The organism is Brevundimonas sp. (assembly GCF_016463295.1).
Taxonomy (GTDB): Bacteria; Pseudomonadota; Alphaproteobacteria; order Caulobacterales; family Caulobacteraceae; genus Brevundimonas.
Window position 1 is genome coordinate 20,031 of record NZ_JAEMRO010000005.1, and the last position, 25,879, is coordinate 45,909.

At 67.7% G+C, this 25,879-nt stretch carries 22 protein-coding genes; 9 read left to right on the forward strand and 13 right to left on the reverse strand.

Features of this window, described 5'->3' with window-relative positions; genetic code table 11:
• The first annotated feature begins 43 nt into the window (after window positions 1–43).
• Genes trpB through JHC81_RS02935 form a run of 5 tightly spaced genes read left to right on the forward strand, consistent with a single transcriptional unit; the run spans window position 44 to window position 4,767 of the window.
• Entirely contained in the window at window positions 44–1,258 is a 1,215-nt protein-coding gene (trpB, locus tag JHC81_RS02915) for a tryptophan synthase subunit beta (protein WP_292170423.1), read from the forward strand.
• A 2-nt stretch (window positions 1,259–1,260) separates the two neighbouring features.
• Window positions 1,261–1,716 carry a hypothetical protein gene (locus JHC81_RS02920; RefSeq protein WP_292170426.1) on the forward strand — a complete coding sequence of 152 codons (456 nt, stop codon included), beginning with the start codon at window positions 1,261–1,263 and terminating at the stop codon, window positions 1,714–1,716.
• Complete coding sequence (gene trpA / locus JHC81_RS02925; protein WP_292170429.1) at window positions 1,713–2,543, forward strand: tryptophan synthase subunit alpha; 831 nt, start codon at window positions 1,713–1,715, stop codon at window positions 2,541–2,543. Before JHC81_RS02920 ends, trpA begins: the two co-directional genes overlap by 4 nt.
• A 9-nt stretch (window positions 2,544–2,552) precedes the next feature.
• Window positions 2,553–3,482 carry an acetyl-CoA carboxylase, carboxyltransferase subunit beta gene (gene accD, locus JHC81_RS02930; protein WP_292170433.1) on the forward strand — a complete coding sequence of 310 codons (930 nt, stop codon included), beginning with the start codon at window positions 2,553–2,555 and terminating at the stop codon, window positions 3,480–3,482.
• Window positions 3,483–3,492: 10 nt separating this feature from the next.
• Window positions 3,493–4,767, forward strand: a complete 1,275-nt coding sequence (locus tag JHC81_RS02935; RefSeq protein WP_292170436.1) for a folylpolyglutamate synthase/dihydrofolate synthase family protein — start codon at window positions 3,493–3,495, stop codon at window positions 4,765–4,767.
• Window positions 4,768–4,788: 21 nt separating this feature from the next.
• Here the strand turns inward: JHC81_RS02935 and trxA are convergent, their stop codons facing one another.
• The 7 genes from trxA to JHC81_RS02970 form a co-directional block, all read right to left on the reverse strand.
• Window positions 4,789–5,127 (reverse strand): thioredoxin, encoded by a 339-nt coding sequence (trxA, locus tag JHC81_RS02940; RefSeq protein ID WP_292170439.1) that lies wholly within the window; start codon window positions 5,125–5,127, stop codon window positions 4,789–4,791.
• 128 nt (window positions 5,128–5,255) lie between these two features.
• The gene (gene addA / locus JHC81_RS02945) at window positions 5,256–8,708 is read right to left on the reverse strand and encodes a double-strand break repair helicase AddA (protein ID WP_292170441.1); all 3,453 of its coding nucleotides are present in this window, start codon (window positions 8,706–8,708) and stop codon (window positions 5,256–5,258) included.
• On the reverse strand, window positions 8,705–11,776 hold the full coding sequence (gene addB, locus JHC81_RS02950) for a double-strand break repair protein AddB (protein WP_292170445.1): 3,072 nt from the start codon (window positions 11,774–11,776) through the stop codon (window positions 8,705–8,707). The genes addA and addB overlap by 4 nt, the downstream gene beginning before the upstream one ends.
• Window positions 11,773–12,492, reverse strand: coding sequence for an N-acetylmuramate alpha-1-phosphate uridylyltransferase MurU (gene murU / locus JHC81_RS02955; protein ID WP_292170448.1), 720 nt, complete (start codon window positions 12,490–12,492; stop codon window positions 11,773–11,775). The genes addB and murU overlap by 4 nt, the downstream gene beginning before the upstream one ends.
• On the reverse strand, window positions 12,489–13,577 hold the full coding sequence (gene amgK, locus JHC81_RS02960; protein ID WP_292170451.1) for an N-acetylmuramate/N-acetylglucosamine kinase AmgK: 1,089 nt from the start codon (window positions 13,575–13,577) through the stop codon (window positions 12,489–12,491). The genes murU and amgK overlap by 4 nt, the downstream gene beginning before the upstream one ends.
• Window positions 13,570–14,037: a tRNA (adenosine(37)-N6)-threonylcarbamoyltransferase complex ATPase subunit type 1 TsaE gene (tsaE, locus tag JHC81_RS02965; RefSeq protein WP_292170453.1), complete on the reverse strand. Its 468-nt coding sequence runs from the start codon at window positions 14,035–14,037 to the stop codon at window positions 13,570–13,572. Before tsaE ends, amgK begins: the two co-directional genes overlap by 8 nt.
• Window positions 14,034–14,900, reverse strand: a complete 867-nt coding sequence (locus tag JHC81_RS02970) for a 1-acyl-sn-glycerol-3-phosphate acyltransferase (protein WP_292170455.1) — start codon at window positions 14,898–14,900, stop codon at window positions 14,034–14,036. The genes tsaE and JHC81_RS02970 overlap by 4 nt, the downstream gene beginning before the upstream one ends.
• 104 nt (window positions 14,901–15,004) lie before the next feature.
• Here JHC81_RS02970 and JHC81_RS02975 point away from each other — a divergent pair, with 104 nt between their 5' ends.
• Window positions 15,005–17,119: a S9 family peptidase gene (locus JHC81_RS02975; RefSeq protein WP_292170458.1), complete on the forward strand. Its 2,115-nt coding sequence runs from the start codon at window positions 15,005–15,007 to the stop codon at window positions 17,117–17,119.
• A gap of 111 nt (window positions 17,120–17,230) precedes the next feature.
• Here the strand turns inward: JHC81_RS02975 and JHC81_RS02980 are convergent, their stop codons facing one another.
• Window positions 17,231–17,569, reverse strand: coding sequence for a hypothetical protein (locus JHC81_RS02980; protein WP_292170461.1), 339 nt, complete (start codon window positions 17,567–17,569; stop codon window positions 17,231–17,233).
• 212 nt (window positions 17,570–17,781) lie between these two features.
• On the opposite strand from JHC81_RS02980, the gene JHC81_RS02985 reads away from it, so the two are divergent.
• The 3 genes from JHC81_RS02985 to JHC81_RS02995 all read left to right on the forward strand — a co-directional run bounded on the left by JHC81_RS02985 (window position 17,782) and on the right by JHC81_RS02995 (window position 20,955).
• On the forward strand, window positions 17,782–18,633 hold the full coding sequence (locus JHC81_RS02985; RefSeq protein WP_292170464.1) for an alpha/beta hydrolase: 852 nt from the start codon (window positions 17,782–17,784) through the stop codon (window positions 18,631–18,633).
• Window positions 18,634–18,777: 144 nt separating this feature from the next.
• Window positions 18,778–20,223: an AMP nucleosidase gene (locus tag JHC81_RS02990; RefSeq protein ID WP_292170530.1), complete on the forward strand. Its 1,446-nt coding sequence runs from the start codon at window positions 18,778–18,780 to the stop codon at window positions 20,221–20,223.
• Between the two features lie 93 nt (window positions 20,224–20,316).
• Window positions 20,317–20,955, forward strand: coding sequence for a class I SAM-dependent methyltransferase (locus JHC81_RS02995; RefSeq protein ID WP_292170466.1), 639 nt, complete (start codon window positions 20,317–20,319; stop codon window positions 20,953–20,955).
• A 6-nt stretch (window positions 20,956–20,961) separates the two neighbouring features.
• Here the strand turns inward: JHC81_RS02995 and JHC81_RS03000 are convergent, their stop codons facing one another.
• The 5 genes from JHC81_RS03000 to JHC81_RS03020 all read right to left on the reverse strand — a co-directional run bounded on the left by JHC81_RS03000 (window position 20,962) and on the right by JHC81_RS03020 (window position 25,591).
• Entirely contained in the window at window positions 20,962–21,465 is a 504-nt protein-coding gene (locus JHC81_RS03000) for a phasin (protein ID WP_292170467.1), read from the reverse strand.
• 20 nt (window positions 21,466–21,485) lie between these two features.
• The gene (locus JHC81_RS03005) at window positions 21,486–22,241 is read right to left on the reverse strand and encodes a creatininase family protein (RefSeq protein ID WP_292170469.1); all 756 of its coding nucleotides are present in this window, start codon (window positions 22,239–22,241) and stop codon (window positions 21,486–21,488) included.
• Window positions 22,242–22,303: 62 nt separating this feature from the next.
• Window positions 22,304–22,900 (reverse strand): TetR/AcrR family transcriptional regulator, encoded by a 597-nt coding sequence (locus tag JHC81_RS03010; RefSeq protein ID WP_292170471.1) that lies wholly within the window; start codon window positions 22,898–22,900, stop codon window positions 22,304–22,306.
• Complete coding sequence (locus tag JHC81_RS03015) at window positions 22,900–24,492, reverse strand: DHA2 family efflux MFS transporter permease subunit (protein ID WP_292170473.1); 1,593 nt, start codon at window positions 24,490–24,492, stop codon at window positions 22,900–22,902. Before JHC81_RS03015 ends, JHC81_RS03010 begins: the two co-directional genes overlap by 1 nt.
• 4 nt (window positions 24,493–24,496) lie before the next feature.
• Window positions 24,497–25,591 (reverse strand): HlyD family secretion protein, encoded by a 1,095-nt coding sequence (locus JHC81_RS03020; RefSeq protein WP_292170476.1) that lies wholly within the window; start codon window positions 25,589–25,591, stop codon window positions 24,497–24,499.
• Window positions 25,592–25,879 lie beyond the last annotated feature (288 nt).

Genomic DNA, 25,879 nt, shown 5'->3' on the forward strand with positions numbered 1-25,879 from the left:
CGGAGACCGCATTTCCGCCTTCGCTGCCTGCGAGACCACGCCCGTGAACGCCATCATCCCCAACCAGTACGCCATGCCCGACGCCGAGGGCCGGTTTGGCCCCTATGGCGGGCGATTCGTCGCCGAGACCTTGATGCCGCTCGTGCACGAGCTGACGGCGGCCTATGATGCGGCCAAGGCCGATCCCTCGTTCCAGGCCGAGCTCGACGGCTTTCTGACCGACTATGTCGGCCGGCCCAGCCCGCTGTATCTGGCCGAGCGACTGACGGACCATTTCGAGGGGGCGAATATCTGGTTCAAGCGCGACGAGCTGAACCACACGGGCGCGCACAAGGTGAACAACTGCATGGGGCAGATCCTGCTGGCCATGCGGATGGGCAAGACCCGGATCATCGCCGAGACCGGGGCCGGTCAGCACGGCGTGGCCACCGCCACCGTCTGTGCCCGCTTCGGCCTGAAATGCGTCGTCTACATGGGCGCGACCGATGTCGAGCGTCAGTCGCCCAACGTCTTCCGCATGAAGTTGCTGGGGGCCGAGGTGGTGCCGGTGACCTCCGGCCGCGGCACGCTGAAGGACGCGATGAACGAGGCGATGCGCGACTGGGTCACCAATGTCGAGGACACCTATTATCTGATCGGCACGGCGGCGGGCCCGCATCCCTATCCGGCCATGGTTCGCGATTTCCAGAGCGTGATCGGCAAGGAGACGCGCGCCGCCATGCTGGCCCGCAAGGGCAAGCTGCCGGACGCCTGCGTCGCGGCTATTGGCGGCGGCTCGAACGCCATCGGCCTGTTCCATCCGTTCATCGACGATGCGGGGGTAAGGCTGATCGGGGTCGAGGCGGCAGGGCGCGGCCTGGATGGGCCCGATCATGCGGCCTCGCTGCAGGGCGGTCGGCCTGGCGTACTTCACGGCAACCGCACCTATCTGCTTCAGGACGACGACGGCCAGATTCTTGAGGGCCATTCGATCTCGGCCGGTCTAGACTATCCCGGCATCGGGCCGGAGCATGCTTGGCTTAAGGACATGGGCCGCGCCGAGTATCGCGCCGCCACCGACGCCGAGGCGCTGGAGGCGTTCCAGCTGTGCGCGAGATTGGAAGGCATCATTCCGGCCCTTGAACCCAGCCACGCCCTGGCTCGCATCGGCGAGATCGCCCATGAAATCGGCAAGGACGGCGACGTCGTGCTGAACATGTGCGGGCGGGGCGACAAGGATATCTTTGCCGTAGCGGCCCATCTGGGCGTGGAGCTTTGACCGTGAAAACCATGATGATGATCGCCGTGGGGGCGCTTCTGGCGGCACCCGCACTGGCCCAGACGGCCCCGACACCCGCCCCATCAGCGCCTCCCGCCCAGACCGTCGAACTGCCCGAGGTGCCAGGTGCGACTGCGGACCCGACCTGCGGCGGCCGGGCAGAACTGGCCCGCATCGCCTTCTGCATCTCCTCGACCCAAGCCGGCATGCAGAGCGTGGCCGACGCCTATTCCGCCGAGTTCGCCAAACAGGGCTGGCTGGTCGGTGCCGGCGACGCCAATCTGATCGTCTATGTCCGCCGCAAGCCCGCGGGCGGCTGCGAGGCCTTCCAGATGCAGGCCTTCGCTGCAGACGATCGCGTGCCCGCGCCGGGCGCACCCGCCTATCTGGCCTTCGCCACCATCCCTGGCGACATCTGCAGCGATCGCCCCGCCGGGGCAGGAGCGGCACCCCAGTGACGACCGCCCGCATCGACGCCCGCTTTGCCGCACTGAAGGCCGAGGGCCGCGCTGGTTTCGTCGCCTATGTCATGGCGGGAGACCCCACGCGCGATCAGGCGCTGGAGATCCTGCGCGGCCTGCCCGCCGCCGGGGCAGACATCATCGAGCTGGGCTTTCCGTTCAGCGATCCGATGGCCGAGGGGCCGCCGATCCAGCGTGCTGCATTGCGGGGATTGAAGGCTGGCCTGACGCTGAAGGGTACGCTCGATCTGGCCGCCGCCTTCCGCCAGGGGGATGCGGATACCCCCCTGATCCTGATGGGCTATCTGAACCCGATCGAATCCTATGGCTACGAAGCCTTCGCCCGCGATGCGGCCGCCAGCGGTGTGGACGGGGTCATCGTCGTGGACTGTCCGCCGGAAGAGGCCGCACCCTTGAGTGATGCGCTGGATGCGGCCCAGGTCTCGCTGATCCGCCTGGCCACGCCGACATCCGACGACGCGCGGCTGAAGATCATCGCCGAGCGGACCTCGGGCTTCGTCTACTATGTCTCGGTCGCAGGTGTGACCGGGGTCAAGGAAGCCCAGGCCCTTTCGGTGGCCCCGGCCGTGGAGCGGGTTCGCAAAGCGTCCGGCCTGCCGGTCGCCGTCGGCTTCGGCGTCAAGACGCCCGAGCGGGCCGCCGAGATCGCCCGCGTCGCCGATGCCGTCGTCGCCGGCTCGGTCCTGGTCGACGAGGTCGCCGCCGCGCTGGACGCGAACGAAGCCCCCGCCCCGCGCGTTCTGGCCAAGGTCCGCCAACTGGCCGATGCGGTCAGGGGTGCGCGGACGCCGGAAACCGTCTAAAGCCGCGTCATGATCGACAAGACCAAACCCGCCGCCGCCGTCGCAAAGCCCGAGGCCGCCAAGCCCGCCGAGAAGCGCGGCGGCTGGCTGTCACGCTTCGCCCCCGGCGTGCGCAAGATCGTCAACCGCCGCGATGCGACGCCGGACAATCTGTGGGTCAAGGACCCCGACAGCGGCGAGATGCTGTACCGCCCGGACCTGGAGGCCAGCCTGTGGGTCACGCCGTCCGGCCGTCATATGCGCATCGACGCCCCGACCCGCCTGGCCGCCACTTTCGACGAAGGCAAATATCAGTCGATCGACACGCCCGACGTGCCCGAGGATCCGCTGAAGTTCTCGGACGGCAAGCCCTACAAGGATCGTCTGGCGGCCGCGCGCAAGGCCGCGGGCCGCAAGGATACCATGGCCATCGGCTTCGGCACCCTGGACGGAACACCCGCCGTGGTCATCGTCCAGGACTTCACCTTCATGGGGGGCTCGCTGGGCATGGCGGCGGGCGAGGCCTTCATCAAGGCCGCGCAGGAGGCCGTGAAGCGCGGTGTGCCGCTGGTCTGCTATACCGCCGCCGGCGGGGCCCGCATGCAGGAGGGCGCGCTCAGCCTGATGCAGATGGCCCGCACCACCCTGGCCATCCAGGAACTGAAGGCGGTCAAACTGCCCTTCGTCGTCGTCCTGACCGACCCGACCACCGGGGGCGTGACCGCCAGCTATGCCATGCTGGGTGATGTCCATCTGGCCGAGCCGGGTGCCCTGATCGGCTTTGCCGGTCCGCGCGTGATCGAGGCGACCATCCGCGAGAAACTGCCGCCGGGTTTCCAGCGCGCCGAATACCTTCAGGAAAAAGGCATGGTCGACAAGGTCGTGGCCCGCGCCGATCTGCCGGCCACCCTGGGGCGCATCCTGTCGATGCTGATGGACGGCCAGCGCCGCGCGGCCTGATCCCGCGGCCATGGACCCCATCTCCGCACGCCTGCGCGCCCGCCACCCCCAGCGGATCGACCTGTCGCTGGACCGGATGCGTCTTCTCTGCGCGGCTCTGGGTGATCCGCAGGAGCGGTTGCCGCCTGTGATCCATGTGGCCGGGACCAACGGCAAGGGCTCGACCGTCGCCTTCATCCGCGCCATCGCCGAGGCGGCGGGGCTGACGGTCCACACCTATACCTCGCCGCATCTGGTGCGCTTCAACGAGCGCATCCGGCTGGCGGGCCGGCTGATAGAGGACGCGCCGTTGAACGCCATTCTGGACCGGATCGAGCGCGTGGCGGGCGAAGCCACCGTCTTTGAAAGCACAACCGCCGCCGCCTTTCTGGCCATGAGCGAGACACCCGCCGACCTGGCCATCGTCGAGGTCGGCCTGGGGGGCGTGCTGGACGCCACCAACGTCATCGCGCGCCCGCTGCTCAGCGTCATCACTCCCGTCGATCTGGACCACGCCGAGTTTCTGGGCACCTCCATGCGTGGCATTGCGGTGGAGAAGGCGGGCATCCTCAAGCCCGGCGCGCGCGGCCTGATCGGTCGCCAGTCCGACGAGGCGATGGACGCCATTACCGTGGCCGCCGAGGCCGTGCACAGCCCCCTGACCGTCATGGGCACGGACTTCGACGCCTTCGCCGAGCGTGGCGGCATGGCGTTTCAGGATCAGGAGCGGTTTCTGGACCTGCCGCTGCCCGCACTCGCCGGCGCGCATCAGATCGACAATGCCGGGCTGGCCGTCGCGGTCGCTCTGGAACTGGATCTGCCGGAGGACGCCATCGTCGAGGGCCTGACCGCCGTTCGTTGGCCCGCCCGCATGCAGCGGCTGACGGCGGGGCCCTTTGGCGATATGGCGCGCGCCGCCGACGCTGAGCTGTGGCTGGACGGGGGCCATAACCCGCACGCGGCCCGCGCCCTGGCCGAGGCCTTGGCCCAGCGCCAGGCGAAAGCGCCGCGCCCGCTGGCCCTGATCGTCGGCATGCTTGGCAACAAGGATGCCGGTGGCTTTTTCGACGCCTTCGGTAACAGCACCGCCCACGTCTTCACCGTACCCTTCGACGGCGCGGCGGCGGAGCCGGAAGCGCTCGCAGCGGTGGCGCGTGGTCACGGCCTGGGGGCGACGCCCATGACCTCGGTGAAAGAGGCTCTGTCGCGCGCGCTCACTTTGGAAGCCGGGCGCGTCGTTATCTGCGGCTCGCTGTATCTCGCAGGCGAGGTGCTGGGGGCCAGCCGCGAGACCTGGCCGGACTGACCGGCCAGGCGCTCTAACCGATCAGGCGGCGGACGGACCGATGCCGGCCTCGGCCAGCCATTCGACGATCTTGCCCTTGGGCATGGCACCGACCTTCATGGAGGTCATCTGACCGTCTTTGAACAGCATCAGAGTCGGGATGCCCTTCACGCCCAGTTTCGACGGCACCATGGGGCTGTCGTCTATATTGACCTTGGCGATCGTCACCTGGCCGTTCAGTTCGTCGGCGATCTGCTCCAGCGCCGGGCCGATCTGTTTGCACGGACCGCACCATTCGGCCCAGAAATCGACCAGCACGGGGGTGCTGGATTTCAGGACGTCGGCGTCGAAGCTGTCGTCGGTGACTTTTACCGTCGCCATAAAAGAACACTCCTTTGGGGTGCTATCGCTCACGACGCGGTCGCTCGCTGCTTGAGCACGGATGTCTGGCCGCCGCGCATATGCGATTCGGCCCAAGACATCCGATGTGGGAGCGATTGCGCAGAAAATCAACGCGCCGCGACAAGGGCTGCGTCGAGAAGAGGCACAGGCACCGGCATCAGCCTGGGCCCATCGGTCCAGACCAGAGCAGCCTCGACCGGGCGATCCGGATAAAGCTGTCGCAGGATGGAGACATACAGCGCCGCCTGAAGCACATAGGCCGGATCGGCGTCTTCGATCCGGTCCGGTGCGGGTCGGTTGCTCTTGAAATCGACGACCAGAATGCGGGTCGGCTCAATGACCAGACGGTCCATGCGCCCTGAGATGGGCACGCCATCCACCACGCCGGTCAGAGCCACTTCCGCGCGCGAGCCCGGCCCGAACACGGGCGCGAACCGGGGATCGTCGAGAACGCCGAAAGCCGCCTCGATCATCTCCTGTCGCTGCGCCTCGTCGATGTCCCGCTCGCGAGACAGCATGCGCGAAGCCGCTTTAGCGCGGTCGACAGGTGCGATATCAGGGAGCCGTTCCAATAGGCGGTGGATAAGGTCGCCGCGGCGGAACCGGCCCAGCGACGCACCTGACCCCGCGAGCGGCGACGGCGCGGCGATGCGGACTGCGCCCTCCATCGTCGAAGGCGAGGCGAACCGGGCGGCGGTGTCGGGCGCGGGGTCTGTGCGTGCCCAGGCCGGGACCTCGATCCTGTCAGCGATAGCGCCGACACCTGCCGCAAGAATGTCCGGATCGACGCCGAACCGCTGTCGCCCGTCGCCGATGTCGCGCACCTGCCCGCCCATCCGCTCGAAGGTCTCCGTCAGCACGGCCCACCAGCTGCCCTCGTCATAGCCCAGTTTCGACTTTCCGCTGCCGCGCCCCAGGATCACGATCCGGTCCCGCGCCCGCGTCAGGGCGACGTAAAGCAGTCGCAGCGTCTCGGCATCGACCCGGTCCTGACGCGCCTGACGCGCTTCGCCCGAGGCCTCGCAGTCTTCTTTCTCTGAGCCAGGGCACATCAGCCAGGCCTCGGTTCCGTCCGGTTGCTCGATCGGCATCAGGGTCGGCCCCTGCGCCTTGGCCCGTGCGGTCGTGTCGGGCAGGATCACGATCGGGGCCTCCAGCCCCTTGGCCCCGTGCACCGTCATGACGCGCACCTCGCCCCGCGCCCCCTCCAGCTCGCGTTTCACTTCGACGTCGGCCGCCTCCAGCATGGCCAGGCAGGTTTCCAGATCGGTCGCGCCGCGCTGTTCGGCGGCCAGAACCTGGTTCAGGGTCTCGTCGATGGCCTCCTCCGCCTCGCGGCCCAGCCGGGTCAGGAAACGAGCCCGGCCTGAGACGCCCGTCTCGTCCACCCGGTTCAGTAGGGCCGAAAAGAAGGCGAAGGGGTCACCACGATCCCGGGCCTCGATCGCAAAGGCCAGAAGGTCGCGCGCCCGACGCCATTCCGGCCGTTCGTCGGCCCGCGCCTGCAGCTCGCGCCACAGCCTGAGTCGCTTTGGATTGGCCCCGGCCAGTTCGTACAGGCCGTCCTCGTCCACGTCGCAGAAGGGGCTGCGCAGTATGCCCGCCAGGCTGAGATCGTCATCGGGATACAAGACGAACCGCGCCATCGCGATCAGGTCGTCGAACACGATATGCGACGACAACTTCAGCCGATCCGCCCCCGCGACCGGCACGCCTGTGGACTTCAGGGCGCGGATAATCTCCTCGAACGTCGCATCGCGGCGGCGGACCAGCACCAGAAAGTCGCCGTAGCCACAGGGACGAAGTTCCCGTTTGGCCTTATCCTGCACCGCCACCCCGGTCTCGACCTGTCGTCGGATCTCACGGGCCAGATCAGTCGCCATCCGCTTGCGCGCGCTCTGAACCGGCTCCTGATCCAGCGGGTCGTCCCAGGCGTCGCGCTCGGGTGGCTTTTCGTCGATGTAGAGGGGCCACAGGTCGATGCAACCGTGATCGTCCGCCCGCATCGCCTTGTGCGGCGGAATGGCCGCGATCTCCTGACCGACCAGGGCCCGCGTCCGCTCCGGCCCCTCGAACACCGCATCGACGAAGGCCAGAACCTCGGGCGTGGAGCGGAAGGAGGTCGCCAGTTCGACACCCTGGAACGCCTGACCCGCCCCGCGCACCAGGCTGTCGTATCGCTGGGCTTCCTGACGCAAGCGTTCCGGCCGTGCGCCCTGGAAGGAATAGATAGACTGTTTCTCGTCGCCGACGGCGAAGACGGAGCGGTCCACCTTGCCGGCCCCGAACCGCTGTGAGCCCTCGCCCGCGAAGAAGCCCTCGGTCAGGGCGCGCAGGATGTCCCATTGCTCGGGGGCCGTGTCCTGGGCCTCGTCTATCAGGACGTGTTCGATGCCGCCGTCCAGCTTGTACAGAACCCAGGCGGCGCTGGCCCGAACGGTCAGCAGCTCGACCGTCCGCGCGACCAGATCGCCGAAGTCCAGCGCGCCCTTCTTTTCCTTGGCCTGGTCATAGAGGGCCCCATGCGCCTGGGCCAGGGTCAGGACGTGGACGGTGTCCTCGGCGCCTCGCGCCTTGCGCACCTGTCCCAGGGCCGAGACCACCTTGTCCTGCATCGCCGTCAGCCAATCGCGGGCCTGAGGCGGGGCACTCTTGGTCGCCATCGACTTGCGTGGCGAACCGCTGGTCAGGAAGACGGACGAGACATCGGGGAAGGTCCAACCGGCAGACCACATCCGGTCGGCGCAGGCCTGATCCGTGACCGAGCCGGTCGCCATCTGTTCGGCGACGGCCAGCCATTCGGACCGGTCCAGCCAGCGCATGAAGTCGTCCTGGATCGCCGCGACATCCCGGTCGGGATCGGCCCCGACCAGGGCGTGCGGACCCGGAGCCAGCCCCTCAGCGACGCGGCGGGTGTAGTCGATCAGACGAACGCGATCCTGCTCCACTCGGGCCAGCAAGGCCTCGAAATCGGGCCAGCTCAGCTCGACCGCGAAATGGGCATAGGCCCGGCCGATCGCGCCGTCCTCGTCCTTCAAGGCTTCACGCGCGAGATCCTCGCGCGCGCCGTGCGACAGGGCCGTCGCCGCCTGATCTTCCAGCACGGTGAAGCCCGGCGTGACACCCGCCTCGATCGGAAACCGCCGCAGCAGCTTTTCGCAGAAGGCATGCAGGGTCTGGATCTTCAGCCCGCCCGGCGTATCCAGCGCCTTGGCGAAAAGTTGGCGCGCCTTGGACAGGTCCAGGTCCGACAGCGCCGCCTCATCGCGCCCGTCCAGATCCGCCAGCGAACGGGCCAGCGCCCGGTCATCCATGACCGCCCAGGCCCCCAGCCGGTCGAACAGCCGGGCCTGCATCTCTGCCGCGGCGGCCTTGGTATAGGTGACGCACAGGATCTCGCCGGGCTGGACCTCCTGCAGCAGCAGCCGCGCCACCCGATCGACCAACGTCGACGTCTTGCCCGAACCCGCATTGGCCGTGACGAAGACCGACTGGCGCGGGTCCGCCGCCGCGATCTGATAGGGGTCGGGCAGGATGCGGGCTGAGGGATTCGCGCTCATGTCTCGCCCTCCTCGCCGCCGACGACATGCCATTCCCAGACGCGGGCCAGGTGATCGTAGTTGCCGCCGAAATTACCCATGAACTGGGGCGCGACCCAGCTCAGATAGGGGGTTCGTTCGCTGTCGAACCGCGCCACCCGCGCTTTCAGACCGGCGAGCGCGGCCTCAGACAGATGCACCGCCTCCGCCCCCTCCGCCAAAGTCTTCGCCTCGCCTGGCACCTTGCGACCGACGACGCGGACATAGGTCAGCTCCTCCGGCTCGACCGGTCCGGAGGTCTTCGATCCGGCCTCGGCCAGGATGGCCCCGGTCAGGGTCAATTGCGGCGCAAAGCCGGTCTTGAGCTGTTTGGCCGAGGGGATCTGTCCGGTCTTGAAATCCAGAACCGCCGCGCCCGAGCCCGACAGTTCGATCCGATCGGCCTTGGCCGTCAGGGTAAAGGGCCCGGCGGGAGCCTCGAACGTGAGAGTCAGCGACTCCTCCACGCGAATGTCGATGCCCCGCGCCCGGCGCCGCATCTCGAACCCGGCCAGCCAGCGGGCGGCATTCCTCGCCAGCGGGGCCTCGCGCGCCATGGCCGCGTCCTCGAAGCCGTGATGGGTCAGTTCCTCATGCAACAGTCTGGAGATCTCGCCCTCGCAATCCTCGGGCAGGACATCGGGCCAGCTGAGGGTCAGTCGCTCCACCGCCTTGTGCACAGCCTGACCACGCGCGATGGCCTCGGCCGACTGACCGGGCCGGTCGAGTTGGCGCAGGTTCAGCACACAGCGGGCATAGACCGCATAGGGATCGCGCACCCAGCGCTCGACGCCCGTCACAGGCAACTGGCGCGGGCGGCGGTCGACCGGCGGGCGCGGTGCGGGGCGGCGGGCATAGTCGGGCGTAGCGCGGGCCGGGGCGTCCAGGGCACGGGCCTGATGCAGCCGTACCGACGGCTGGTGCAGGCTGACGGGGGTGTCGTCGGCGTTTGCCCCGCGTGTGAGCATCTCCAGCCGCCACAACCAGCGCGACTTGACCGCCGGCTGGCCGCCCCGGCGCTCGGAATGGATCAGGATGGCGTCCTCGGCGCAAGCCGCCTGGACGAAGTCCTGAGCGGTCTGGCCCAGACGGCGCTCGGGCGGCGGCAGGCCCAGGCTCTTGCGCATCGGCCGCGACAGGAAGGGATCGGTCGGGGCGGCATTGGGCCAGACGCCCTCCTCCAGACCGGCCAGGATCATCCGGTCTGCGCGCACCAGCCGGGCCTCGATGGCCCCCAGAATGCGCAGGCGCGGCTGGCTGGCCCCGCCCGTCCGCACCGTCTGCTCCGTCAGAAGCGTCGACACCAGATCGGCCATCTCGGTCGCCGTCACCGGCGGCAGGGCCGCACCGCCCTCGATCAGGCTGGACAACAAGGCGGCCGCCGCCTCTCCATCCGGCCCGGCCCAGACCTGAGGCCCGGCCAGGCTTTCGATCAACCCGGTCAGGGATCGCGCCGCCTGATCCAGAGAGGCCGTCGCCCCGAAACGGGCGCGGGCCGCGTCGGACAGGCTTTCCAGCCGATCCAGAAGCTGTCTCGCCATCGAGACATCCGCCAGTGTCCGCTCCGATGGTGGCTGGCAATCATCGCGCGGCTGGGTAGCCTTCAGAAGGGCCCGGCGGGCTCCGGACCAGTCCCGCCGCCGGGGGCCCCGCAGGGCGTGACGCTCCAGTGCCGCAACCGCCTGCGCATAATCGGCGTCGTTCAAATCGATCCGCACCAGCGGGTGTTTCAGCAGGCCCAGCAGCACATGCGGCTTCAGCGGCTCGGCCATGAACCGCGCCGCCAGATCGACCAGCCGCCCTGCCGCCATCCGCGATAGCGGCTGGCCGGACGAGCTGTCCGCCGTGATCCCCCATCGCTCCAGCCGCGCCTCGACCCGTCGCCCCAAGGCCAGGTCTGGCGTGACCAGGGCACACGTCCTGCCGGGCTCTTCCAGCGTCTCGCGCATCATCAGGGCGACGGCGGCGGCGGCGTCTTCCTCGGCCCGGACGGTGACGACCGACAGACCCTCCAGCCCCTCGGCGATGGGATCGACCGAGCGGGTGGTCGCGGCAGTGGCGCGAAGATCGCGGATCGTCTCGCGCCAGTCGGCGGTGGCCTGGGCCGGACGCAGGGCCTCGTTCAGCAGCCGCTGGCGGGCGCGCCCGCGTGATGCGGCCTCGGCCGGTTCGGGCGGTCGAAACCAGGGCCGGACCTGGTCGCGCGCGACACCGGCCCGGTTCAGCAGCCGCCAAAGGGCGTTCTGCGGGTGCTGTTCGCTCTCGCCCAGGTCTTCCCAGACGCGAGCCTCCAAATCGAAATCCAGACCAGGCAGAACCACGCACCCCTGGGGTGCGGCGGTGACGGCGGCCAGAACATCGGCGGCTGCCGGCGCGGACCCGGTGGAGCCTGCGGCGATCACGGGCTGCTGTGGCGGGCGCTCTGTCCAGGCGGTGGCCAGCAGGCGCAGCAGCTTTGCCCGCCGCCAGGCCGGATCGACCAGACCCATGGCCTCCAGCCGCCGAGGCCAGGCCTCCACCGCCAGACCCAGGAACTCTGCCGACGCCTGCCAGTGTTCGGCCAGATCGCCCTCGACCAGGGTGGCGACCCGGGCCATGTCCTCGACCTCTTCTAGCTGGCAGGAATCGAGAAAGCCGCCCAGCGCATCCGCCATCTCCAGCGCGCGCAGAGGCGTCAGGCCAGGCCGGAAATCCTCGACGATCATCCGCGCCATCTCGAACCGGCGCGTCAGGGGGGCGATGGCGGGCGGCAGGTCCAGACCCAGTTCTCCGGGCGCAAACGGCGGCTCATCCTCCTCCAGATCGCCCAGTGGCCTGACCTGCGGCAACAGCAGGGACCGCCCCTGCGCCTGACGAGTCAGGGCCGAGGTAAAGGCCCGCGCCGCGCGGCGGTTCGGCAGAAGGATGACCGCATCAGACAGGGCCTCGGGCGGATGCTCGCCCAGCCAGGTCAGCACCCCCGCCGCCAGATCGTCCAGAAACGGCCGACGCGCCTCGATGGCGTACCAGCGCGGGGAGAGGCCCGAGAAGGGGTCGAACGCCGTGCTCATCCGCCCTGCGCCAGCCGCGCCTCGGCCTCGTCACGCGCTTGCGGGTCGCCGACATGCATCCAGTCGCCGTCCAGCACGCAGCCATACAGCCGCCCTGCCGCCGCCGACTTCCGCCACAGGCCGCTGAGCGAGAATGGCCCCTCCGGGCCCTCGGCGACATAGTCGGGCCGGCACATATGGACGCCCATATAGGCGAAGGGGGCCGAAGCAGCATCGCCCCGGAACGTCAAGCGGCCATCGCCGGCGAGAAAGACATCGCCGTCGCCCTCGAAGCCGATGGAGCCTTCGCGGCGGGCCAACAGCAGGGCGGCATCCATTCGCTCCGGGTCCCACAGACGAGACAGTTCGGCCAAGGCGTCGGCGCGGTCGATCCAGACACTGTCGATATTGGCCACGAACACCGGCGCGTCGCCCAGCAGGGTCGCGGCATTCTTCAGCCCACCGCCCGTTTCCAGAAGTTCGGCCCGCTCGTCGGAAATGACGATCTCGGGCCCGCGCCCGCGTGCGGCCAGATGCGCCTCCAGACGGTCGGCGAACCAGTGGACATTGACCACGGCTTTTTCGACGCCCGCGTCCGCCAGTCGGTCCAGCACATGGTCGATCAGGGCTCGCCCCCCGACCTCGACCAGCGCCTTGGGCCGGTCATCGGTGAGTGGACGCATACGTGTGCCGAGGCCGGCGGCCAGCACCATGGCGGTCTTTGGGGCTGTGCTCATCGACGGCTGTCCTCAGGGACGTGGCGGGCAAACCAGTCGCGGACAGGCTCCAGTCCCGGCTTGTCGAGGTTGGCATTCAGGTGCTGCCACATGCGCGGCATGAAGGCGCGATAGCGTGGCTTGCCGTCGCGCACGATCAGGCGGGCAAAGATGCCCAGGATACGCGCCTCATTCAGTGCCGCCAGGCCGGCATAGTCGCGCATGAAGGCCTCGCGCTCGACCTTGGGCCTCAGGGCGAAATAATGGTCCAGTGCCCGGGCCTCCAGCGCAGGGGGCACATCCCGCCGCGCATCCTGCAGCAGGGAATGCAGGTCCCAGGACGGGTGCGCCTTCACCGCGTCCTGAAAGTCAATCATGCCGACCCTGGCCGGTCCCACCCGACCGTTCAGCCGGATCAAGTTCTCGGCGTGGTAATCCCGGTGCGCCATGACGGTCGCCCCGTCCTCGCCCCGCGCCACCACCGGAGTCCAGGCCGAGTGCCAGTCGTCGATGGCGGCGGCGTCGAAAGTGAGACCCGGCTCCAGTTGGGGCATCCACTCCACGAACAGATCGGCCCCGCCTTGCAGCGCCGTCGCGTCGTAGGTTTGTAGCGACCAGTCGCCCGCCGCCCCGGTCAGGACATTCGGCGTCGGGGCGTCGTGCAGTCGGGCCAGGGCCTCGACCGCCGCCAGATACAGCCGCTCTTCCGGTTCGCCGGCTTCGATGACGCGGGCGAACAGATCGTCGCCGAAGTCTTCCAGTACGGCCAGACCGGCAGGAGCATCGACCGCGATGATCTCTGGCGCGGACAGGCCCAGGCTTCGCAAATGCGCGGCCACGGCGGCGAAGGCCTCGATGCGGCCGGCAGACAGGCGGGCCGTGGCGTTCCAGCCGGAGGCGCGGCGTTGCTCGGGCGTCCAGGCGGGGTCGGCGGGCGGGCTCTCGGCCGAGGCGGCCTGGTCCATCAGCATCAGGGTGGTGCCCGAGGGCAAGGTCAGCCGCTCATAGCGACGCGTAGATGCATCGCCAGGCAGCGGGACGCGCACGGCCTCGCCTAGGCCGGCGGCCTTCAGAAACTCGACGCGTTGATGCTCGCGGTCAGACATGCAGATCCTTCAGCTTCGTCTCCCACGCGCCTGCGCCAGAAACGGTCGCAACCCTTCCCTCGCCGTCTTCGGACAGGGTGACGATCAGCTGGTCTGGCCCCAGCCAGGCGGCGGGATCATCGCCCAGACGTTCTGGCCATTCGATCACGGCAAATCCGGTGTCCAGCGCCTCGTCCAGCCCGATCTCGACGGCTTCCTCGGGCCGGGTCAGTCGATAGAGGTCGAAATGGGCGACCGGCGGATCGCTGTCGTAGAATTGCACCAGGGTGAAGGTCGGCGAGGGTACGTCTTCATCGGGCGTGGTGAGGGCGCGGATCAGGCCGCGGGCCAGGGTCGATTTTCCCATGCCGAGCGGGCCGTAAAGCAAGAGGGCCTCGCCCTGTCCCATGAGTGGGGCAAGCGCAGCGCCCAGCCGCGTTGCGGCCTCGGCATCGGCCAGCGGGATCGTCAGCCCGCTCATGCGAAATCCGCGTCCGGCTGGCCCGGCAGGACCCGTTCGGTGAAGGCCTTCAGCGCATAGGTCGCCTTGCCCGCATCAATATCCAGCCGCGAGGCCGGGATCGGCTTGCCGACCTTCAACTGGAACGCCCCGCGCTTCTTGTTCAGCAGTTCGTGAAACAGGGTGATGTCGCGCAGTTCCTGCGAGACCCGGTCGAAAAGGTGAAACAGTTTCGACGTCGGTCCCGCCACATGGATGGGCACCACGGGCGCGTCGTATTTGCGGGCCAGCGACGCCGCCGTCTGCGCCCATTCCGGATCGGTCAGGCTGCCGTCCTTGCCCACGCGGGCCAAACGGCCAGCCGGGAACATGACAATGCAGCGTTCGGCTTCGAACGCGTCCTTGGCCGCCTGAAGCGTGGCGCGGGTCTTCTCACGCGTGCGCTTTTCCTGGACCCATTCGACGGGAATGATGGCCTCGCCCAGGCGTGGCGCGACGCGGATCGCATCGGCATTGGCGAAGAAGATGGCGTCGTCTCGCCGTTTGTGCACCGCGTCGAAGACCGCGATCCCGTCGGCGATGCCGGTCGGGTGATTGGCGACGATCAGACAGCGGCCCGTCGCCGGTATCCGCTCCAGATTCAGTGCAGAGACACGCAGATCCAGCAGGTTGCTGACGTACTTCAGCGCCTCCTGACCCGACAAGGGCAGGATGGCGTCTGCCATGCGCACGGCGTGGCGAAACCCCAGCAGGCGATAGAGCAGCGGCCGCACCACCGGCCAGACCACCGACCGGGTCAGGCGAGGGGCCCGCTCGGCGATCAGCACCTCGCAGATGTGCGGTTCAGGCTTTGTCTTTACGGGGGCCGAAGCGGTCGGGGTCATGCAGGTCCGGTTGTCGCCGTTTGCATGGACCTCCGCAAGCGGCCCGGCTTTGCCTGTGTGGATGACGGTGCTAGGCCAGTCGCCTGATTGAGGAGAACCGTCCGATGCGTCACCGCTCCCTGCTTGCCGGCGCCTGCTGCGCCCTGGCGCTCGTCGCCGCCGTTCCGGCCCTGGCCGAGGCCCCAACCGCGGCGTCGCCCGCCGCAGCGACATCCGCTCAGGGCCAGACGCCCTTCACCTATCAGGACATGATCCCGGCCAATCGCCTGGGCGATCCGCAGGTGTCGCCGGACGGGCGCTGGGTCGTCTATTCGGTGACGACCACGGATGTGGCGGCTAACAGCCGGGCGGGTGCTCTGTATGCCCTGGACCTGACCAATCCGGGCGAACCGGTGCGGCTGGCCATCAACGAGGGCGGGGCCAATACCGCGCGCTGGGGCGCGGATGGAAAGCTGTACTTCCTGTCGGGACGGTCCGGCTCCAGCCAGGTCTGGCGGGCCGAGGCCGACGGCACCGGACCCGTGCAGGTCACAAACCTGCCCACCGACGTCAATGCCTATCGCCTCAGCCCCGACGCCGGGCGCGTGGTCGTGTCCCTGGCCGTCTATCCCGAGGCCGAGACCCTGGCCGCTTCGGTCGAGCGCAGCCAGGCCGTGGCGGCCCAGAAGAACACCGGCCAGGTCTATGACCGCATGTTCGTGCGCCACTGGGACACCTGGAACGACCACACCCAGAACCATCTCTTCGTGCAGGACATCGGCGCCACCGGTGCGGCGACGGGCGAGCCGGTCTGGGTCACCCGCGGCTTCGACGGCGACACCCCCTCCAAGCCTTTTGGCGACGAGAGCGAATTCACCTTTGCGCCCGACGGCCAGTCCGTCGTCTTCGCCTCGCGTCAGGCGGGTCAGAGCGAGCCCTGGAGCACCAATTTCGACCTCTATCAGGTCTCTGTCTCGGCACCGGGACAGCTGAACAATCTGACCGACGACAATGAGGCCTGGGACACTGGCCCCGTGTTTTCGCCCGACGGTCGTACCCTGGCCTATCGCGCCATGGCCCGGCCCGGTTTCGAGGCCGACAAATACGCCGTCTTCCTGCGCGACGTGGCCTCTGGCCAGGTGCGCCAGATCGCGGCCAACTGGGACCGGTCGGCGGACAGCCTGCAATGGTCGAAGGACGGTCAGACCCTGTACACCACCGCCGGCGACGTCGGTCAGACCCGCCTGTTCGCCATCGATGTGACGTCAGGCTCTGTCGTGCCGATCACGGGCGAGGGCCATGTCTCGGCCTTCCAGCAGACGCCGTCCGGCTTCGTCTTCGCCCAGGACAGCCTGACCCGGCCCAGCGAGCTGTTCGTCAAGACCTTCCGGGGTCGCGAAATGCCGACCCGGATCACCAATGTGAACCCGCAACTGGACGACCGTGCCTTCGGAGAGGCCGAACAGTTCACCTTCGCCGGCTGGAACGGCGAGGAGGTCTACGGCTATGTCATCAAGCCCGCCAATGCCTCCCCGGGTCAGAAATACCCGGTTGCCTTTCTGATCCACGGCGGGCCGCAGGGGTCGTTCGGCAACAGCTGGTCCTACCGCTGGAACCCCATGACCTATGCGGGCGCAGGCTATGCGGTGGTAATGATCGATTTCCACGGCTCGACCGGCTACGGCCAGGCCTTCACCGATTCCATTAGCCAGCACTGGGGCGACCGCCCGCTGGAAGACCTGCAGAAGGGCTGGGCCGCCGCGCAGGAGAAGTACGACTTCATCGACGGCGAGAACGCCTGCGCGCTCGGCGCGTCCTACGGCGGCTATATGATCAACTGGATCGCGGGCAACTGGTCGGGCGCGTTCGACTGCCTGGTCAATCACGACGGGGTCTTCGACACCTTCGGCATGGGCTATTCGACCGAGGAGCTGTGGTTCACCGAGTGGGAATATGGCGGCACGCCCTGGGAGAACCCGCGCGGTTATCAGGAATTCAATCCCGCCAACCACGTCCGCAACTGGCGCGATCCGATGCTGGTCATCCAGGGCGATCTGGACTTCCGCATACCGACCGCCCAGGGCCTGTCGACCTTCACGGCCCTTCAGCGCAAGGGCATCGACAGTCGGCTGGTGGTCTTCCCCGATGAAAACCACTGGGTGCTGCGCCCGGCGAATAGCTTGCAATGGCACAACGAGGTCTTTGGCTGGCTGGACAAGTATCTGAAGCCGGCGGAGTGATCCGGACCTGACGGCAGAAAGCCCCGCAGTCGCGCAGACTGCGGGGCTTTCTTCTTGGGGCGCTATCACTCGGCCCGCGGGGCCTCGTTGCTTGAGCGCATTAGTGTCTGATCACCGCGCAGCGATCGACCGGGTCAGATTGACGTAGCGATCATGCTCGCGGGCCGTCATGCAGCGCGGCGTGAACCAGGTCTCGCCCGTGCGGCGGACATCGACGGCCTGACGGGCGGTGATGAAGACCGGTGCCGAGCCGTATTCGCGCGTGAAGGCGACGCGGGTAGCGGCGTCGGCGTCGCAGACCATGACGGCACGCGGCTGAGCCACCTGCTGTGACGCCCGCGGCGCAGGCGGAAGCTGGGCCTGGTTCGGGGTCGAAAAATTCTGGGCCAGGGCGGGCGCGGCGCTGGCCAGAACCAGCAGAGTTGCAGCCGAAACAGCGGACAGGCGCATCGGGAAATCCTCCAAATTCTCCCGAATTCGCTCCGGGTTCGGACGGAAGAATGCGCGCTTTTCTGCATTTGTAAAGTTTTGACGACAGTTTCGGGAATGAAAAATGACGGGCGCGGCGAGCGTCGACCTTCAGGGCATTAATTTCGTTCGAGATTGAGCCGAAGCGTGGCTTCGTGCGTATCTGACGCGAAGCCGCATTCCACAGGACACCCATGACCCGAAGAGGCCTGTTCGCCCCCCTGCTGGGCCTTGCCGCCGCCGCCTGTTCGCCGTTGTCGCTGTTGAACGCAGTCGGACCACGCGATCGCGGGGCCGGGCGTGTGGCGCGCGACCTGGCTTACGGCGACGACCCCCGCCAGAAGATGGACGTCTATGCGCCCGCCCAGGCGACAAACCTGCCGGTGCTGGTCTTCTTCTACGGCGGCGGCTGGGATTCGGGAGATCGCACCGTCTATGGTTGGGCCGCCCAGGCCCTGGCCGCGCGGGGCTTCGTCGTCTTCGTGCCCGACTATCGCCTGGTGCCCCAGGTGCATTTCCCGGCCTTCATCCAGGATGCGGCGTCCGCCACGGCGCGGGCAGGCGAACTGGCCGCGACCTATGGCGGCGATCCGGCCCGCCTGGGCGTCCTGGGCCATTCCGCCGGGGCGCATCTGGCCATGATGATCACCCTGGACCGCCGCTATATGGCGGCCGTGGACCAGCCCGAACTGATCAAGGCCGCCGCCGGCCTGGCGGGGCCTTATGACTTCCTGCCCTTCGACGTAGCCGCCTCGCGCAATGCCTTTGGCCGCGCATCGGACCCGACCCTGACCCAGCCGGTGACCTTCGCCCGCGCCGACGCGCCACCGCTATGGCTGGGGCACGGCACCGACGATGTTGTGGTCCATGACGAGGACACCGTCATCCTGCGCGACCGGATGATCGCCGTCGGTGGGCGCTGCGAGGCGAAACTCTATCCGGGGCTGAACCACGCTGACCTGATCGCGACCTTCTCGCCTCTGTTCCGCAAGAAGGCTCCGGTTCTGGACGACGTCACCGCCTTCCTGCGCCGCGAGCTCGGCTGAAACCGCGCGGTCTACCCGACGTAGCGGTGCAAAACCCGCGCTCAAATAGCAAGCGACCGCGTCGCGAGCGCTAGCGCCCCCAATGAAGCGTGGCTGTCTCGCCAAGGTCATCTTCTTCCGCTAGGGGAGATCATGACAAACACGATGACAGCCTCGACGCAGGCATTGGCGGCCCTGGACCGCCTCGAAACCCTCTACGCCCAATCCGTCGCGAACTTGCGCGCCGCCGTGGGCAGCTTCCTGAAAACCGGCGAGCGCGCCGATGGCGAGGCCCGGGCCAAGGGCCTGTTCGCCTATCCCGAGCTGCGGGTCAGCTGGTTCGGCGACCGGCCCGACAATCTGGCCAGCCGCGCCTATGCCAGGCTCTCACGCCCCGGCGTCTATGCCACCACCATCACCCGGCCGGACCTTTACCGATCCTATCTGCTGGAACAGCTGACCCTGCTGGAACAGGACTATGGCGCGACGTTCGAAGTGCGGCCGTCCGAACAGGAGATTCCGTTTCCCTATGTGATGGACGGCTCGGACGTCGTGCTGGACCGGACCCAGACCGCCGCCGTCGCCCGCTATTTCCCGACCACGGACCTGGCTCATATCGGCGACGAGATTTCCGACGGCCTGTTCGACCTGGGCAAGGACCTTCCGCTGGCCCAGTTCGACGGCCTGCGCACCGACTTTTCGCTGGCGCGGCTGCGGCACTATACCGGCACGCCGGTCGAGGACGTCCAGTCCTATGTGCTGTTCACCAACTACAATCGCTATGTCGACGAGTTCGTGCGCTGGGCCTGTGCCCAGCTGACCGACCCCGACAGCGCCTATGAGACCCTGTCCTGCGCAGGCGGCGTGGTGCTGACGCGCGACACGCCGGATTTGGAGGCAGCGGCCATGGACGCGGCCTGGAAGAAGCACCAGATGCCGGCCTATCACCTGACCGCGCCGGGTCATGCGGGCATCACCCTGGTCAACATCGGGGTCGGGCCGTCCAACGCCAAGACGATCTGCGACCACCTGGCCGTGACCCGCCCGCACGCCTGGATGATGATCGGCCACTGCGGCGGCCTACGTCCCAGCCAGACGATCGGCGACTATGTCCTGGCCCACGCCTATCTGCGCGACGACCATGTGCTGGACGCGGTCCTGCCGCCGGACATTCCGATCCCCTCGATCGCGGAGGTTCAGCGCGCCCTCTACGACGCCGCCAAACAGGTCTCCGGCGCGCCGGGCGAAGAGGTCAAGCGCCGCCTGCGCACCGGCACGGTCGTCACCACCGACGACCGGAACTGGGAGCTGCGCTATTCCAAGTCGGCGCTGCGCTTCAACCAGAGCCGCGCCGTGGCCATCGACATGGAGAGCGCCACCATCGCCGCCCAGGGCTATCGCTTCCGCGTGCCATACGGGACCCTGCTGTGCGTGTCGGACAAGCCGCTGCATGGCGAGATCAAACTGCCGGGTCAGGCCAACCGCTTCTATGAGGGCTCCATCTCGGAACACCTTCAGATCGGCATCCACGCCATCGACCTGCTGCGAGCCGAGGGCAACCGCCTGCATTCCCGCAAGCTGCGCGCCTTCGACGAGCCGCCGTTCCGCTAGACGGGATATCGACGCCTACAGTCCAGGACTTCTGTTTCCGCAACCTACCTGCCATAGGTGTGCGCTAAGCGTTGCTGTACAGGAATTCGCTGCATGACGACCGCCATCGATGCGCAATTCTGGGACCGGATTTCGCGCAAATATGCGAGAGATGCCATCGCCGATCAGGCGGGATATGAGCGCAGCCTGGAACGAACCCGCGCGCTTCTGGGGCCCGACGATCATGTCCTGGAACTGGGCTGCGGAACCGGCAGTACAGCCCTGCGACTGGCCGGGGACGTGCACCGCTATCTGGCGACGGACCTTTCCGCCGGAATGATAGAGATCGCTAGGGAGAAATATGCCGCCGGACCCGTCCCGTCCCTCACCTTTCAGGTCGGGACGGCAGAGGCCTCGGTTCTGGAGGTCGGGCGCTACAATGCGGTTCTGGGGTTCAACTATCTGCACATGGTCCGCGATGTGCCCACGACCCTGGCCCGCATCCACGCCCTGCTGGCCCCGGGCGGTCTGTTCATCTCCAAGACGCCCTGTCTCGGAGACATGAACCCGCTGTTGAGCCATGTTTTGCTGCCGGTCATGCGGGCAATCGGCAAGGCTCCCTATGTGAGCGTCTTCAAGCAGGCGGACCTTTGCGAGCGTGTCGTCTCGTCCGGCTTCGAGCTTCTCGCCAACGAAGACCATGCGACCAGGGGCGGAATGCGCCGCCCCTTCATCGTGGCCCGCAAACGCTGACGGCGATCAGCGTTTCAGCCGCTTCGCATTGGCCACCGCCGTGCGGTGGATGGGCTTCAACGCCTCGGCCTGGCCCTTCAGCAGTTCGGTGTTGAGGGTCAGTATCTGGCCCGCCGCCCGGCTCCACCAGCCCAAGGCATAGCTGTATTGCGCCTGCATGGCCGCCGCCGGGGTCGAGGCCCCGGCGATGGCCGAGGCGGCGCGGCTGGCGAGGCCTGCCTCGGTGACGGCATTGGCGTTCAGCCTCTGGCCGATGTCGCCGAAGGTCTGGCCCAGGACTGCTGCCGATTCCGACAGGGCCTCGACCTTTTCGCTGGTCATCAGCGACAGTTCCTTCAGATCGACCTTGGCCGGGTCGGTCAGGCCGTCGGCCATGATCTTCATCCGGGCGGCGATGACGTCGCCCGCGGCCGACAACATCTCGCCGCCGGACCAGGCTGTGTCGCCGGCCCTGGCCGCGTTCCGGTTGAGCTTGCGGCCCGTCTTCAAGGCGCGATCGATGGGGGTCATGATCCAGCCCTGCGCCTCATTCAGCCCTGCGGCAAGACTTCGTTCGAGAAGTCGGCCACATCCTTGAGCAAGGCGGGCACGGCGGCGTCTATGATGGTCTGTCCCTTTTCCGGACTGGCCTGCGCCGGGTCCGAGCCGATGCGGCCGTCGGGGAAGCGGGCGCGATAGTCGAGCGCATCGCGGATTGGCCCGGACGGCGCGATCTGCGGGCTGTAGTCGGCTGTCTTGATCCAGTCCGGATAGGCCGCCTGGGTCACCGCGATCTCGGACGGGGTCGCATGCATGCCGTGGCCGGTCGGGAAGAGGCGATTGCACAGGCTGTTGACGCCCGGCAGGTCCCACCAGTTCTTCAGCTTCAGCACGAAGGGCGGGCGCTCCTCGACAAAACTCCACTCCGCATAGATTTCCGCGAACGTCGCCTCGATGGTGGCGACATTGCCGCCGTGGCCATTCAGGAAATAGATGCGCTCGAAGCCGTGCCGGCTCAGCGACGACACCCAGTCGGTAATCGCGGCCATGAAGGTCGAGGGACGCAGCGAAATCGTCCCCGCAAAGGCCAGGTGATGCTGGGCCATGCCGATATTGAAGGTCGGAGCGACAACCAGGCTCTCATCGGTCTTTACCGCCGCATGGGCGATGATTTCGGGGCACATCCAGTCGGTGCCCAGAAGGCCCGTCGGCCCGTGCTGTTCGTTGGAGCCGATCGGCACCACCACGGTCTTCGTCTGCTTCAACCGTGCATCGATCTCGGGCCAGGACGACAGATGGATCAACATGGGCGACGCTCCTTGAACTACTTTGACCGTGGTCTAGGCCGATTGGCGAGGAGGGCCAAGGCTCAGCCCGGCGCGAACGCCTTGAGGAATCGCTCCGCCGTCTCCCGCGCCCGCGCCTCCAGATTGAAGGGCGGATGGGGGATGTTCAAAATCGTGCGCAGATGGCCGTGGCCCATGATCATGCCGACATACAGCTCGGCCGCGGCATCCGGATCGGGGATCGACAGATGCCCGGCGCGATCCTGCTCCGCCAGCCAGGCCGACAGCCGTCTCAATCCCTCGGCTGGACCGGCGCGATAGACGGCCTGGGCCAATTCCGGCGCGGTCGGCGACATCAGCGCCACCCCGCGCAGCGCATCCGGCCCGGTGTCGCCGCGCATCTTGTGCAGCAGCCCCTCGGCATAGCCGGCCAGCACCGCCAAAGGCTCGCCGCCCGTGCGCAGCGGCTCGGTCAGGGCCGCCGCCCGCCGCGCCGCCAGGGCCTGGCCGATCTCCACCTTGGAGGCAAAGCGATTGTACAGGGTCTGTCGCGACACGCCTGCCCGACGCGCGATGGACTCCATGGAGGTCAGCGCGCCCTTCTCGGCGAACAGGGCCAGGGCCGCGTCCAGAATGGCTTGGGTCTTCGCCTCATCGACCTGTCCCGCCACCCGCGCCATCAGTGGGCGTCCATCGCAGGCCCGGCGGCTCCAGGCTTCACCGGACGCGCCAGCAGGGTGACGAAGCCCGCAAAGGCACAGGCGATGGCCAGCAGCGCAAAGGCGTCGCCGAACGCCAGCGTCGTGGCCTGTCTTTGCAGCATGCCATAGACCGCCTTCATCGCCGCGCCCGCCGGATCGATGGAGCCGGCGAACCGCTCCTGCATGCCCGCCAGCATCGTCGCCATCCGGTCGTCGGTGACCGGAATGGCCTGGGTCAGCTCATTCATGTGCAGGGCCGTATTCTGGGTCAGTGAGGTGTTCAGCATCGCCAGACCAAAGGCACCGCCGACGTTGCGCGACAGGTTCACCAGGCCCGAGGCGTTCTTGACCATGTGATCGGGCAGGGTCGACATCGTTACCTGTTGTGCCGCGATCATGGCCAGCATGACGCCGACGCCGCGCATGGCCTGCACACCCGCGAACTGCCAGAAGCCCCATTCGGTCGTGACCGCATGGGCATCCCACATGCCCCAGGCGCACAGCATGAAGCCCACGAACATCAGGATGCGCAAGTCCAGCAACCGCACCAGCCGCCCGGCGAAGGGTGCCGTCAGGAACATCGACAGACCCGACACCACCATGGTCGTCCCGACCTCGGCCGGCGAATAATTCTGCACCCGCGACAGGAACAGCGGCAGCAGGAAGGTCCCGCCGAACAGTGCCGCGCCCACGGTGAAGGTCATCACCACCCCCACCATGAAGTTCCGGTTGGCAAAGGCCCTCAGTTCCACGATCGGATTGCGATAGGCCAGCGATCGCCAGACGAAGGCCGGACCGGTCACCGCGGCAACGACGGTCAGCAGCAGGATCATCTCATCGGCGAACCAGTCGTTCTTGGACCCTTCTTCCAGCACGAATTGCAGGCTCATCAGAAAGGTCGCCATCAGGGCCAGGCCCCACCAGTCGAACCCCTTGGACAGGGACGGATCGCCCTTGTCGAAATTGGCGTAGCGCCCGACCAGAAACAGCACCAACATACCTGGGATGACGTTGATGAAGAACAGCCAGCGCCAGCTCAGCCATTCCGTCAGGTGCCCGCCCAGCGTCGGCCCGATGGTCGGGGCCAGGGTGACGATCAGGCCCATCACGATACTGGCCGTGACCCTCTGCTTGGGCGGAAAGGCGGTGAAGGCGACGGCGAAAACGGTCGGGATCATGGCTCCGCCGACGAACCCCTGAAGCGCGCGAAAGAAGATCATCGCCTCGATCGAGGACGACATCCCCGTGGCGATGCTCATCAGCAGAAAGCCCGAGCAGGAAACCAGAAACACCTTCTGCGTGCCCCACAGCCGCGACAGATAGCCTGACAGCGGGATCATCACGACCTCGGGGATCAGATAGGCGGTCTGGATCCAGCTGATCTCGTCCGCCGAGGCCCCGATGCCGGACTGGATCTGTGGCAGGGACGAGGCGACGATCTGGATGTCGAGAATGGCCATGAACTGGCCGATCACCATGCCGGCGAAGCCGAGCAGCAGGATGGTCCAGTTGACGGAAGGTGCGGTCGGGGGCGCACCGCTGTCGGTCACTGTGGGGGCGGCGGCCGTCATGGCCCTAACGCCCGACCTCAGCCGTCTGGGTCACCCCGGCGGCGGCTTCGGCGAAGCTCAGCCCGCCCGGGCTCTTCAGATCGACCTTGACCGCCACCGACAGCCCGGGACGCAGGGCCGCTCCGGCGCGATCGACGCGGATGCGCACCGGCACGCGCTGGGTGATCTTGGTGAAGTTGCCGGTCGCGTTCTCGATGGGAATGAGCGCGAACTCCGACCCCGTGGCCGGGGCGAAACTGTCGATATGACCGGTCAGGTCCTCGCCCGGAAAGGCGTCGGCGTGGATCTGCACCGTCTGGCCCAGACGCAGGCGATCGACCTGGGTCTCCTTGAAGTTGGCGACGATATAGGCGTCGCCCAGCGGCACGATGGACAGCACCTGTCCGCCAGGCCGCACATATTGTCCGACGCGCACGCCGCGCGCGCCGACCACACCGGCGACGGGCGCGCGAATGACGGTCCGCTCCAGCGTCAGCTGCGCCTGTTCCAGCTGGGTCCGCGCCTGCTGCACGGCCGCCAGCGACTGTTCGCGGGTCGAGCCCAGGACGCCGACCGTGCGCTGTTCGGCGACCAGGGCCGCCTGGGCCTCGGCCACCGAGGCCTGGGCCGTGCGGGCCCCGGCGCGTTCGGTCTCGATCCTCTGCTGCGAGACCCAACCCTGCTGGGCCAGGCGGTCGTAGCGTTCGACCTGCTGGGCGGCCAAATCGGCCTGGGCGCGGGCCTGGGCGACGCCGGCGGCGCGGCTGGCGATAGTGGCCTGCTCCTGGATGGCGCGGGCATCGACATTGGACACCGCCGCCGTCACCGCCGCCAGATTGGCCTCGGCCTGGGCCACGTCGGCCTTCGCATCGCGGTCGTCGAGCCGCAACAGCACCTGACCGGCCTCGACCCGCTGGTTGTCGGCGACCAGCACCTCGACGACATAGCCGTCGATCTGGGGGCTGACGCTGGTCGTGTCGGCATGGACGAAGGCATTGTCCGTGCCCTCCCACCGCTGCTGTCCCTGCCACCAGACCACACCGCCGATGGCGATGGCGACGGCGGCGATCCCGCCGACGATCAGGGGCAGGCGTTTCTTGAGAACGGGCGACAGGGCCATGGGACAGTCTCGGGGAGGAGAAGAACGTGGCGCATAAATGGACAAGACTGTCCAGAAATCAACCCTCCGTTTTCGGCCTTGGGAAACCGGGTTCGCACGGCTAGCGTGTACGGGCTGAAGTGCGGGTCGCGGAGCGAACTTGAAACACCCAATATTCTGGATCGCCTGCCTGGCCGCGGCCGTCTCCTGCCTCTCGACTCTCGGTCCCCTTCCTGCGGCTGCTCAGGAAACGTCGAACGCCGCCGTCATTCCGATGGACCCGGCTGTTCGGCAAGGCACTCTGCCCAA

Coding starts and splice junctions, on each gene's coding strand:
- accD (WP_292170433.1), top strand. CDS start 2,553: ATGATCGACAAGACCAAACCCGCCGCCGCCGTCGCAAAGCCCGAGGCC.
- JHC81_RS02980 (WP_292170461.1), bottom strand. CDS start 17,569: ATGCGCCTGTCCGCTGTTTCGGCTGCAACTCTGCTGGTTCTGGCCAGC.
- JHC81_RS03000 (WP_292170467.1), bottom strand. CDS start 21,465: ATGACCCCCATCGATCGCGCCTTGAAGACGGGCCGCAAGCTCAACCGG.
- JHC81_RS03015 (WP_292170473.1), bottom strand. CDS start 24,492: ATGACGGCCGCCGCCCCCACAGTGACCGACAGCGGTGCGCCCCCGACC.
- trxA (WP_292170439.1), bottom strand. CDS start 5,127: ATGGCGACGGTAAAAGTCACCGACGACAGCTTCGACGCCGACGTCCTG.
- JHC81_RS03020 (WP_292170476.1), bottom strand. CDS start 25,591: ATGGCCCTGTCGCCCGTTCTCAAGAAACGCCTGCCCCTGATCGTCGGC.
- murU (WP_292170448.1), bottom strand. CDS start 12,492: ATGAGCACAGCCCCAAAGACCGCCATGGTGCTGGCCGCCGGCCTCGGC.
- amgK (WP_292170451.1), bottom strand. CDS start 13,577: ATGTCTGACCGCGAGCATCAACGCGTCGAGTTTCTGAAGGCCGCCGGC.
- JHC81_RS02935 (WP_292170436.1), top strand. CDS start 3,493: ATGGACCCCATCTCCGCACGCCTGCGCGCCCGCCACCCCCAGCGGATC.
- JHC81_RS02990 (WP_292170530.1), top strand. CDS start 18,778: ATGACAGCCTCGACGCAGGCATTGGCGGCCCTGGACCGCCTCGAAACC.
- tsaE (WP_292170453.1), bottom strand. CDS start 14,037: ATGAGCGGGCTGACGATCCCGCTGGCCGATGCCGAGGCCGCAACGCGG.
- addB (WP_292170445.1), bottom strand. CDS start 11,776: ATGAGCACGGCGTTCGACCCCTTCTCGGGCCTCTCCCCGCGCTGGTAC.
- addA (WP_292170441.1), bottom strand. CDS start 8,708: ATGAGCGCGAATCCCTCAGCCCGCATCCTGCCCGACCCCTATCAGATC.
- JHC81_RS02985 (WP_292170464.1), top strand. CDS start 17,782: ATGACCCGAAGAGGCCTGTTCGCCCCCCTGCTGGGCCTTGCCGCCGCC.
- JHC81_RS02970 (WP_292170455.1), bottom strand. CDS start 14,900: ATGACCCCGACCGCTTCGGCCCCCGTAAAGACAAAGCCTGAACCGCAC.
- JHC81_RS03010 (WP_292170471.1), bottom strand. CDS start 22,900: ATGGCGCGGGTGGCGGGACAGGTCGATGAGGCGAAGACCCAAGCCATT.
- JHC81_RS03005 (WP_292170469.1), bottom strand. CDS start 22,241: ATGTTGATCCATCTGTCGTCCTGGCCCGAGATCGATGCACGGTTGAAG.
- JHC81_RS02995 (WP_292170466.1), top strand. CDS start 20,317: ATGACGACCGCCATCGATGCGCAATTCTGGGACCGGATTTCGCGCAAA.
- JHC81_RS02975 (WP_292170458.1), top strand. CDS start 15,005: ATGCGTCACCGCTCCCTGCTTGCCGGCGCCTGCTGCGCCCTGGCGCTC.